We start from the raw sequence: 10865 nt of genomic DNA, 5'->3' as shown, positions 1-10865 counted from the left end.
CCGCGCACCACGCAGAGCCCGGCCCCGCGTTCCGGGCTTGTCGAACCCGGGTGCGGGCCCGTTTGGGCCCGCCTCGGGGTGCAGCGCTCCAGCCCGTACAACCCGGTCCTGGAGCCCCTGCTGCGCATCGTGCGCGGCAACGACCCCAAAGCGGACGGCGCCACCCTGCGCCAGATCGAGCGCGCGTACCAGGTGGCCGAGCGCTGGCACCGCGGCCAGAAGCGCAAGAGCGGGGATCCGTACATCACCCACCCGCTCGCGGTGACCACGATCCTCGCCGAGCTGGGTATGGATCCGGCCACGCTGATGGCCGGGCTGCTGCACGACACCGTCGAGGACACCGAGTACGGCCTGGACACCCTGCGCCGCGACTTCGGCGAGCAGGTCGCCCTGCTCGTCGACGGCGTCACCAAGCTGGACAAGGTCAAGTTCGGCGAGGCGGCCCAGGCCGAGACCGTGCGCAAGATGGTCGTCGCGATGGCCAAGGACCCCCGGGTCCTGGTGATCAAGCTCGCCGACCGGCTGCACAACATGCGCACCATGCGCTACCTGAAGCGGGAGAAGCAGGAGAAGAAGGCCCGCGAGACGCTGGAGATCTACGCCCCGCTCGCCCACCGGCTGGGCATGAACACCATCAAGTGGGAGCTGGAGGACCTCGCCTTCGCGATCCTCTACCCGAAGATGTACGACGAGATCGTCCGGCTGGTCGCCGAGCGCGCCCCCAAGCGCGACGAATACCTGGCCGTCGTCACCGACCAGGTCCAGGGCGATCTGCGGGCGGCCCGGATCAAGGCGACCGTCACCGGCCGCCCCAAGCACTACTACTCCGTCTACCAGAAGATGATCGTGCGGGGCCGGGACTTCGCCGAGATCTACGACCTGGTGGGCATCAGGGTGCTCGTCGACACCGTCCGCGACTGCTACGCGGCGCTGGGGACCATCCATGCGCGGTGGAACCCGGTGCCCGGGCGGTTCAAGGACTACATCGCGATGCCCAAGTTCAACATGTACCAGTCGCTGCACACGACGGTCATCGGGCCCAGCGGCAAGCCGGTCGAGCTACAGATCCGCACCTTCGACATGCACCGCCGCGCCGAGTACGGCATCGCCGCGCACTGGAAGTACAAGCAGGAGGCGGTCGCCGGGACCTCCAAGGTGCGCACCGACGTGCCCCGGGGCAAGGCGGGCAAGGACGACGCCGTCAACGACATGGCGTGGCTGCGGCAGCTCCTGGACTGGCAGAAGGAGACCGAGGACCCGGGCGAGTTCCTTGAGTCGCTGCGCTTCGACCTCTCCCGTAACGAGGTCTTCGTCTTCACGCCCAAGGGCGACGTCATAGCGCTCCCGGCCGGGGCCACCCCGGTGGACTTCGCGTACGCCGTCCACACCGAGGTCGGCCACCGCACCATCGGGGCCCGGGTCAACGGGCGGCTGGTGCCGCTGGAGTCGACCCTCGACAACGGCGACCTGGTGGAGGTCTTCACCTCCAAGGCGGCCGGTGCCGGGCCGTCCCGCGACTGGCTGGGCTTCGTCAAGTCGCCGCGGGCCCGCAACAAGATCCGCGGCTGGTTCTCCAAGGAGCGCCGCGACGAGGCCATCGAGCAGGGCAAGGACGCGATCGTCCGGGCGATGCGCAAGCAGAACCTGCCGATCCAGCGGATCCTGACCGGCGACTCGCTGGTCACCCTCGCCCACGAGATGCGCTACCCGGACATCTCCTCGCTCTACGCGGCCATCGGCGAGGGCCATGTCTCCGCGCAGAACGTGGTCGGCAAGCTCGTCTCGGCCCTCGGCGGCGAGGAGGCCGCCAACGAGGACATCGCCGAGACCGCCCCGCCCATCCGGCGCTCCAAGCGCCGCTCCAGCGCCGACCCGGGCGTGGTGGTCAAGGGCGTCGAGGACGTATGGGTCAAGCTGGCCCGCTGCTGTACGCCGGTGCCGGGCGACCCGATCATCGGCTTCGTGACCCGCGGCAGCGGCGTCTCGGTGCACCGCGCCGACTGCGTCAACGTGGACTCGCTCTCCCAGCAGCCCGAGCGCATCCTCGACGTCGAATGGGCACCCACCCAGTCGTCGGTCTTCCTGGTCGCCATCCAGGTCGAGGCGCTGGACCGGTCCCGGCTGCTGTCGGACGTCACCCGCGTCCTGTCCGACCAGCACGTCAACATCCTCTCCGCGGCCGTCCAGACCTCCCGCGACCGGGTGGCCACCTCGCGCTTCACGTTCGAGATGGGCGACCCCAAGCATCTGGGACACGTCCTGAAGGCCGTACGCGGCGTCGAGGGCGTCTACGACGTGTACCGGGTCACTTCGGCCCGCGCACGCTGAGAAAGCGCCGCAGAACGCGAATGGCGGCCCCGGTCTCCCGGGGCCGCCATTCGCGTCAGCTGTCAGGTGCCAGACGTCAGCCGCCGAACTCCTCCAGGCCCTTCAGCGCCTGGTCCAGCAGCGCCTGCCGGCCCTCCAGCTCCTTGGAGAGCTTGTCGGCCTTCGCGTTGTTCCCCGCCGCGCGGGCCGCGTCGATCTGGGAACGGAGCTTGTCGACCGCGTCCTGGAGCTGGCCGGTGAGCCCCTGGGCGCGCGCCCGCGCCTCGGGGTTCGTACGCCGCCACTCGGCCTCGTCGGCCTCCTGGAAGGCGCGCTCGACCGCGTGCAGCCGGCCCTCGATACGGGAGCGGGCGTCCCGCGGGACATGGCCGATGGCCTCCCACCGCTCGTTGATCGACCGGAACGCCGCGCGGGACGCCTTCAGGTCCGAGATCGGCAGCAGCTTCTCGGCCTCGACGACCAGCTCCTCCTTGCGGGTCAGGTTCTCCCGCTGCTCGGCGTCGCGCTCCGCGAAGACCGCGCCCCGGGCCTGGAAGAAGACGTCCTGGGCGCCCCGGAAGCGGTTCCACAGGTCGTCCTCGTGCTCGCGCTGCGCGCGGCCCGCGGCCTTCCAGTCGGCCATCAGTTCCCGGTAGCGGGCCGCGGTCGGCCCCCACTCGGTGGAGCCGGACAGCGCCTCCGCCTCGGCGACCAGCTTCTCCTTGGTCTGCCGGGCCTCCTCGCGCTGCGCGTCGAGCGCCGCGAAGTGCGCCTTGCGCCGCTTGGAGAACGCCGAGCGGGCGTGCGAGAACCGGTGCCACAGCTGGTCGTCCGTCTTGCGGTCCAGCCGCGGCAGGCCCTTCCAGGTGTCGACCAGGGCGCGCAGCCGCTCCCCGGCCGCCCGCCACTGCTCGCTGGCCGCCAGCTCCTCGGCCTCGGCGACCAGCGCCTCCTTGGCGTGGCGCGCCTCGTCGGCCTGGACCGCCTTGGCCGCCCGGCGCTCCTCACGGCGCGCCTCGATGTCCTTGGCCAGCTGGTCGAGCCGCCTGCGCAGCGCGTCCAGGTCGCCGACCACATGGTGCTCGTCGACCTGCTGCCGGATGTGCTCGATGGCCGCCGTCGCGTCCTTGGCCGACAGGTCGGTGGTCTTGACCCGGCGCTCGAGAAGGTCGATCTCGACGACCAGACCGTCGTACTTGCGCTCGAAGTAGGCGAGGGCCTCGTCCGGCGATCCCGCCTGCCACGATCCGACGACCTGCTCACCGTCGGCCGTACGCACGTACACGGTCCCCGCCTCGTCGACGCGGCCCCAAGGCTCGCTGCTCACAGCGCCTCCTCCACATGATGCCGGGGCGGGCGTGCGGCCCGCGGGCATCGTCCACAGTTTCTTCCGGCCGGGCAGCGACGCCCGGGCCGGTCTCCCAGCAGGGTGATGCGGCCATCGCGGCAGACACCCTGCACACCGCCAACATAGGCGACCGGTGCCCCGGCTGTCCGTATCCTGCGCGACCGAAATTTCGCAGTACGCACGCCCGGCGACCTCAGGACTTGCCGACCGTCGCCTTGTTGATCAGCACGCTGGCGTTCGGAGCGGTGTTCTGCATCTGGTCGGGGGCGGCCGCTCCGGCGGAGGCGATCTTCTTCAGGACCTTCATACCGTCCTTGGAGACCTTCCCGAAGGGCGTGTAGTCCGGCGGCAGCGGGCTGTCCTGGTAGACCAGGAAGAACTGGCTGCCGCCGCTGTCGCGGCCCTGCTTGGTCTGCGCGTTGTACTGGTTCGCCATCGCGACCGTGCCCGCCGGGTACTTGCCGCCCTTGAGCGAGGGGTCCTTCAGGTTCTCGTCCGGCAGCTTGTAGCCGGGGCCGCCCGCGCCGGTGCCCTGCGGGTCACCGCACTGGAGCACGTAGATCATCTGGTTCACCAGCCGGTGGCACTTGGTGTGGTCGAAGTACCCCTTCCCGGCCAGGAAGTCGAACGAGTTGACCGTGTGCGGCGCCTTGGCGGCGTCCATGTCGAAGGAGATGTCCCCGCAGGTGGTCTCCAGCTTCATCGAGTACGAAGCCGACTTGTCGATGGAGAGCGCGGGCTCCTTCTTGAACGACATCTTCTTCGGCTTCTTGCCCGCGACCGCCTTCGCCTCCTTGGCGCACGGGTCCGGCGCCTTGCTGTTGGAGGGGGCCGAAGGAGTGGACGCGGCGGAGTCGTCCTTCTTCTTGTCCTTGTCGTCCCCGGAGAACGCGCCCGCGGCCGCCACGGCACCGCCGCCGGCCAGCACCACGGCCAGCACGGAGGCGATCACCACATTGCGCTGGCGGGACTTGCGCCGTGCCGTCTCACGCCGCTGCTGCTGCCGCAGGTACTTCTCCCGGGCAAGCTGCCGCCGCCGCTGCTCGTTACTGACCACCGCGTCGTCTCCTCATGCGTGTGCCGTCGGTGTCCTGTCGGAGGGCTCGGCCGTACCGTATACGGGTTCGCTGTGCCGGGGCCGCCGCCGGTAGGCTCTGGAGCTGCCGACATTCTTCCGCCGGCCGACTCTTCCGGACGACATTTAAGGACGATCGTGCTCATTGCCGGGTTCCCCGCCGGGGCCTGGGGGACCAACTGCTACCTGGTCGCCCCCGCCGCAGGCGAGGAGTGCGTGATCATCGACCCGGGCCACCAGGCGGCCGAAGGCGTCGAGGAGGCCGTCGCCAAACACCGGCTCAAGCCCGTCGCCGTCATCCTCACCCACGGCCACATCGACCACGTCGCCTCGGTGGTCCCGGTCTGCGGCGCCCATGACGTACCGGCGTGGATCCACCCCGCCGACCGCTACATGATGAGCGACCCGGCCAAGGCGCTCGGGCGGTCCATCGGTACGCAGTTGATGGGCGAGCTGACCGTCGGCGAACCGGACGACGTCAAGGAACTGGCCGAGGGCTCCGAACTGAAGCTGGCCGGGCTGGAGTTCACCGTCGCGCACGCGCCGGGCCATACCAAGGGGTCGGTGACCTTCAGGATGCCCGAACAGGCGGACATCCCGTCCGTGTTCTTCTCGGGCGACCTGCTCTTCGCCGGCTCCATCGGACGCACCGATCTGCCCGGCGGCGACCACGCCGAGATCCTCGAGTCCCTGGCCCGTGTGTGCCTGCCGCTCGACGACTCGACCGTGGTGCTGTCCGGCCACGGCCCCCAGACCAGCATCGGCCGCGAGCGCGCCACCAACCCCTTCCTGCGGCAGGTGGCCGCCGGCCCCGGAGACGCCGCCGACGCGGCCGCGCCTCCGCGACGAGGAATGTGACGAGAGAACCCACGTTGAGCACCTTCAAGGCCCCCAAGGGCACCTACGACCTGATCCCGCCGGCCTCCGCGACCTACCTCGCGGTGCGGGACGCCATCGCCACCCCGCTGCGGCGGTCCGGCTACGGCTACATCGAGACACCCGGCTTCGAGAACGTCGAACTCTTCGCGCGCGGCGTCGGTGAGTCCACCGACATCGTCACCAAGGAGATGTACACCCTCACCACCAAGGGCGGCGACGAGCTGGCGCTGCGCCCCGAGGGGACCGCGTCGGTGCTGCGCGCAGCGCTGGAGGCCAACCTGCACAAGGCCGGCAGCCTGCCCGTCAAGCTCTGGTACTCCGGCTCGTACTACCGCTACGAGCGCCCCCAGAAGGGCCGCTACCGCCACTTCTCGCAGGTCGGCGCCGAGGCGATCGGCGCCGAGGACCCGGCCCTTGACGCCGAGCTGATCATCCTCGCGCACGACGCCTACCGGTCGCTGGGGCTGCGTAACTTCCGGATCCTGCTGAACTCGCTGGGCGACGCCGAGTGCCGCCCCGTCTACCGGGCCGCCCTCCAGGACTTCCTGCGCGGGCTCGACCTGGACGAGGACACCCGGCGGCGCATCGACATCAACCCGCTGCGGGTGCTCGACGACAAGCGCGACGCCGTCCAGAAGCAGCTGGCCGGGGCGCCGCTGCTGCGCGACTACCTGTGCGACGGCTGCCGGGAGTACCACGCGCGGGTGCGCGAGCTGATCACCGCGCAGGGCGTGGTCTTCGAGGACGACGTCAAGCTGGTCCGCGGCCTCGACTACTACACCCGGACCACGTTCGAGTTCGTCCACGACGGGCTCGGCTCGCAGTCCGCGGTCGGCGGCGGCGGCCGGTACGACGGCCTGTCCGAGATGATCGGCGGCCCGGCCCTGCCGTCGGTGGGCTGGGCGCTCGGCGTCGACCGTACGGTGCTGGCGCTGGAGGCCGAAGGCGTCCGGCTGGACCTGCCCGACGCGACGAGCGTCTTCGCCGTGCCGCTGGGGGAGGAGGCCCGGAAGGTCCTCTTCGGCCTGGTCGGCGAGCTGCGCAAGGAAGGCGTGGCGGCGGACTTCGCGTACGGCGGCAAGGGGCTCAAGGCCGCGATGAAGGCCGCGAACCGCAGCGGCGCGCGGTACGCGATCGTGGCGGGCGAGCGGGACCTGGCCGAGGGCGTGGTCCAGCTGAAGGACATGGAATCGGGCGAGCAGGAGTCCGTTCCGCTGACCAAGATCGTGACCACGATCCAGTCGAAGCTGGGCTGACCGCCCGGAGCGGGGCCCGCCGTCAACCGCGGCGGGCCCGATTCATCCGGCCGATCGAGACCGTCCCGCGCCTGCCGGCCCCGCCCCTCCCGGGGCGGGATCTCGGCCCGGGAGGGCGGGTTCTCAGCCCCCTCGGCCGGTCCTTATCCCCGCTGAACGGGGGACCCGGGAAGATGGTCGGGCCCTGACAACGGGGCATTGTGGCTCCCTGGGTTGGGGCACAATGGCCGTGCCCGACGGGGCCGGACAGTGTGGAGAGCGACGGACGGCGATATGGCGACGACACTGATGGACGACGTGGAGTCCGACGAGGCGCGGGACGGCGCACGGACCGGAACGGGAGGCGGCCGCGCCTTCGCGCTCCTGCTCGTGATCACCGGCGCGATGGGGCTGCTGGCGGCCTGGGTCATCACGCTCGACAAGAACAAGATCCTCGAGTACAAGGCCGACGGCAAGGTCTTCACCCCCGGTTGCAGCCTCAACCCCGTGGTCTCCTGCGGCAACATCATGGAGAGCAAGCAGGCCGAGGCGTTCGGCTTCCCGAACCCGATGCTCGGCCTGGTCGCCTACGGCATCGTGATCTGCGTGGGCGTCTCCCTGCTGGCCGGGGCGCGCTTCCCGCGCTGGTACTGGCTGACGTTCAACGCGGGCACCCTCTTCGGCGCCGGATTCGTGACCTGGCTCCAGTACGAGTCGCTGTACGTCATCGGCTCGCTGTGCCTGTGGTGCTGCCTCGCCTGGGTCGCCACCATCGTGATGTTCTGCTACGTCACCGGCCACAACCTCAAGCACGGATACCTCCCGGCACCGGACGGGCTGCGGCGCGGACTGCTGGAGTTCCACTGGGTGGTGCCGGTGATGTGGCTCGGCGTGATCGGGATGCTCATCCTGACCCGCTGGTGGGACTTCTGGACCAGCTAGCCCCAACCCGGGGAGACCGGCCCCGGGAAACCGGCCCCGCCCCCGGGAAAGGGGCGCTGTCGGTGCGGTGTCATAGGCTTCCCGGGTGGAGCCAGATCTGTTCACCGCCGCCGCCGAGGACCGCCAGGAGAAGGACCCGTCCAGCAGTCCGCTGGCCGTGCGCATGCGCCCGCGCACGCTGGACGAGGTCGTGGGCCAGCAGCATCTGCTGCGCCCCGGATCACCGTTGCGGAGACTGGTCGGCGAGGGCAGCGGAGGACCGGCCGGGCCGTCCTCGGTGCTCCTGTGGGGCCCGCCCGGCATCGGGAAGACCACCCTCGCGTACGTGGTCAGCCAGGCCACCCAGAAGCGGTTCGTGGAGCTGTCGGCGATCACCGCGGGGGTGAAGGAGGTGCGGGCCGTCATCGACGGGGCGCGCCGCTCCTCGGGGGCGTACGGCCGGGAGACCGTGCTCTTCCTGGACGAGATCCACCGCTTCAGCAAGGCGCAGCAGGATTCGCTGCTGCCCGCCGTGGAGAACCGCTGGGTCACCTTGATCGCGGCCACCACCGAGAACCCGTACTTCTCGGTGATCTCCCCGCTGCTGTCCCGCTCGCTGCTGCTCACCCTGGAGTCGCTCACCGACGACGATCTGCGCGGGCTGCTGCACCGCGCGCTGGCCGACGAGCGCGGGCTCGGCGGCGCGGTCACCCTCCCCGACGAGGCCGAGGCGCATCTGCTGCGCATCGCGGGCGGCGACGCCCGGCGGGCGCTCACCGCCCTGGAGGCGGGTGCCGGGTCGGCGATCGCCAAGGGCGAGGCGGAGATCACGCTGACCACGCTGGAGGAGGCGGTCGACCGGGCCGCGGTCACCTACGACCGCGCCGGTGATCAGCACTATGACGTGGCGAGCGCGCTCATCAAGTCCATCCGCGGCTCGGATGTGGACGCCGCGCTGCACTATCTGGCGCGGATGATCGAGGCGGGGGAGGACCCGCGGTTCATCGCGCGCCGGCTGATGATCTCCGCGAGCGAGGACATCGGGCTGGCCGACCCGACCGCCCTGCCCACCGCCGTGGCGGCGGCGCAGGCGGTCGCGCTGATCGGCTTCCCCGAGGCCGCTCTGACGCTGAGCCACGCCACGATCGCGCTGGCGCTCGCGCCCAAGTCCAATGCGGCCACGACGGCGATCGGGGCGGCGCTGGCGGATGTCCGGGCGGGGCTCGCTGGCCCGGTGCCGCCGCATCTGCGGGACGGGCACTACAAGGGCGCCGAAAAGCTCGGGCACGCCCAGGGGTATCTGTATCCGCACGATCTGCCGGGCGGCATCGCGGCCCAGCAGTACGCGCCGGACAAGATCCATGGCAAGCGCTACTACGAGCCGACGCGGTACGGGGCGGAGGCCCGCTACGCCGATGTGGTCGAGCGGGTCCGGGCGCGGCTGCGCGGTGACCCGCCGCCGGAGTCCGCGTAGCGGAGCCCCCGGACCCGGGTCCCCGGCCTAGTCGGCGGCCGCCTCGAACAGGGTGTGCATCGCGCGGCGCAGTTCGGAGACGCTCCGTACCGGCTCCGGGAAGTCGAAGCGGGCGTCGAAGGGCTGGTCGGCGTCGTCCGTGAAGCGGACGCGCAGGCCGAACCGGTCGAGGGCCACGGGGACCGCGGGGCCGCGGGTGCACACCGTGGTCGAACGCTCTCCCAGCAGGGCGCAGAGCCCGCGCACCTGGTCGCTGTGGGCCGCGTGCAGATGCTGGAGCAGCTCGGCCTCGTGCGGGGCGAGCGGGTCGGGGGTGGCCTGCGCGAACTCCTCCGGCTCGACGCCGTCCGCACCCCACAGGTCGTCCACACAGGCCTCGGCGACCTCCAGCCGCAGCAGCATCCAGGCGGTCGTCCGCGCGCGCGGGCCGCCGGAGGAGTCGGGCTGGAGGGCGTCCCCGAGGCCCAGCAGCTCGCCCACCGGATGGTGCTGGGCGAGCAGGGCCGCGCTCGCGGCGCGGTCGCCGCCGCGTACGGGGGTGAGCCAGCCGGCCACCCAGGCGCGGCCGCGGATGCGCTGAGGTACGGAGACCGGGGCGACATCCGTGATCTCCATCACGCAGGTCAGATCGTCGTCCTGCGCGTAGGCCGCGGCGCGGGCCGCGGGTGAGCCGCCCGACACCAGCAACAGCACATCGCCGTCCGGGGTGACGGTGCGAGCGGCGGGTCCGTCCGTGGTGAGATCGTCGGGGACCTCGATTCCGGGAATCGTCAACGACGCCGTAGCCTTGGCATCAACGAGAGTCCGTACACGCTCTGCCGCCGTCGGCCGCAGGGCGTCTTCCTTGGGACGCGGCTGACCCTCCTGAAGGCTCTGACCAGTGCTGGGCAGGGGGATCCCAGGTCGAAACATGCGTTCTCCTCGGCTAAGGTAAGGCTCACCTAACTTACATGGAGGTTCGTTCCACGTGAACCAGTCGCGTCCCAAGGTCAAGAAGTCGCGCGCACTCGGCATCGCGCTGACGCCGAAGGCCGTCAAGTACTTCGAGGCCCGTCCCTACCCGCCCGGCGAGCACGGCCGTGGCCGCAAGCAGACCAGTGACTACAAGGTCCGGCTGCTGGAGAAGCAGCGCCTGCGCGCTCAGTACGACATCAGCGAGCGCCAGATGGCCCGTGCCTACGACCGCGCTCGGAAGGTCGACGGCAAGACAGGCGAGGCCCTGATCATCGAGCTTGAGCGCCGTCTGGACGCGCTCGTCCTGCGGTCGGGAATCGCCCGCACGATTTACCAGGCCCGCCAGATGGTGGTCCACGGTCACATCGAGGTGAACGGCCGCAAGGTCGACAAGCCCTCCTTCCGGGTCCGCCCGGACGACGTGGTGATGGTCCGCGAGCGCAGCCGCGAGAAGCACCCCTTCCAGGTGGCGCGTGAGGGTGGCTACGCCCCCGACGGCGAGACCCCGCGTTACCTTCAGGTCAACCTGAAGGCGCTGGCCTTCCGCCTCGACCGGGACCCGAACCGCAAGGAGGTCCCGGTGATCTGCGACGAGCAGCTCGTCGTCGAGTACTACGCCCGCTAAATACGGCGGACCGTACATACTCAGCAGCCCGCGGGTTCCCCATCGAC

8 protein-coding genes and 1 pseudogene are annotated in these 10865 nt (G+C 70.7%); 6 read left to right on the top strand and 3 right to left on the bottom strand.

The window, feature by feature from the left end:
- Positions 1-50: 50 nt before the first annotated feature.
- Positions 51-2328, top strand: a pseudogene (locus tag SSOG_RS53340) (RelA/SpoT family protein).
- A gap of 76 nt (positions 2329-2404) precedes the next feature.
- On the opposite strand, the gene SSOG_RS07695 reads toward SSOG_RS53340, so the two are convergent.
- The gene (locus SSOG_RS07695; protein WP_009713648.1) at positions 2405-3634 is read right to left on the bottom strand and encodes a DUF349 domain-containing protein; all 1230 of its coding nucleotides are present in this window, start codon (positions 3632-3634) and stop codon (positions 2405-2407) included.
- Between the two features lie 214 nt (positions 3635-3848).
- Positions 3849-4712, bottom strand: a complete 864-nt coding sequence (locus SSOG_RS07690) for a peptidylprolyl isomerase (protein WP_009713647.1) — start codon at positions 4710-4712, stop codon at positions 3849-3851.
- Between the two features lie 156 nt (positions 4713-4868).
- Here SSOG_RS07690 and SSOG_RS07685 point away from each other — a divergent pair, with 156 nt between their 5' ends.
- The 4 genes from SSOG_RS07685 (at position 4869) to SSOG_RS07670 (ending at position 9239) form a co-directional block, all read left to right on the top strand.
- The gene (locus SSOG_RS07685; RefSeq protein WP_009713646.1) at positions 4869-5588 is read left to right on the top strand and encodes an MBL fold metallo-hydrolase; all 720 of its coding nucleotides are present in this window, start codon (positions 4869-4871) and stop codon (positions 5586-5588) included.
- Positions 5589-5602: 14 nt separating this feature from the next.
- Positions 5603-6865: a histidine--tRNA ligase gene (hisS, locus tag SSOG_RS07680; protein WP_009713645.1), complete on the top strand. Its 1263-nt coding sequence runs from the start codon at positions 5603-5605 to the stop codon at positions 6863-6865.
- A 273-nt stretch (positions 6866-7138) separates the two neighbouring features.
- Entirely contained in the window at positions 7139-7786 is a 648-nt protein-coding gene (locus tag SSOG_RS07675; RefSeq protein ID WP_039936850.1) for a vitamin K epoxide reductase family protein, read from the top strand.
- Between the two features lie 85 nt (positions 7787-7871).
- Positions 7872-9239, top strand: a complete 1368-nt coding sequence (locus tag SSOG_RS07670; RefSeq protein WP_009713643.1) for a replication-associated recombination protein A — start codon at positions 7872-7874, stop codon at positions 9237-9239.
- Between the two features lie 27 nt (positions 9240-9266).
- On the opposite strand, the gene SSOG_RS07665 is transcribed toward SSOG_RS07670, so the two are convergent.
- Positions 9267-10013 carry a DUF2470 domain-containing protein gene (locus tag SSOG_RS07665; protein ID WP_009713642.1) on the bottom strand — a complete coding sequence of 249 codons (747 nt, stop codon included), beginning with the start codon at positions 10011-10013 and terminating at the stop codon, positions 9267-9269.
- Positions 10014-10206: 193 nt separating this feature from the next.
- Here SSOG_RS07665 and rpsD point away from each other — a divergent pair, with 193 nt between their 5' ends.
- A complete protein-coding gene (rpsD, locus tag SSOG_RS07660; protein ID WP_009713641.1) occupies positions 10207-10818 on the top strand; it encodes a 30S ribosomal protein S4 in 612 nt (203 codons plus the stop codon).
- The last annotated feature ends 47 nt before the right edge of the window (positions 10819-10865 follow it).

Origin of the sequence: Streptomyces himastatinicus ATCC 53653 (assembly GCF_000158915.1) — a bacterium.
Lineage (GTDB): Bacteria > Actinomycetota > Actinomycetes > Streptomycetales > Streptomycetaceae > Streptomyces > Streptomyces himastatinicus.
This window is presented reverse-complemented; position numbering and strand designations above follow the sequence as displayed.

Coding starts and splice junctions, on each gene's coding strand:
- SSOG_RS07675 (WP_039936850.1), top strand. CDS start 7,139: ATGGCGACGACACTGATGGACGACGTGGAGTCCGACGAGGCGCGGGAC.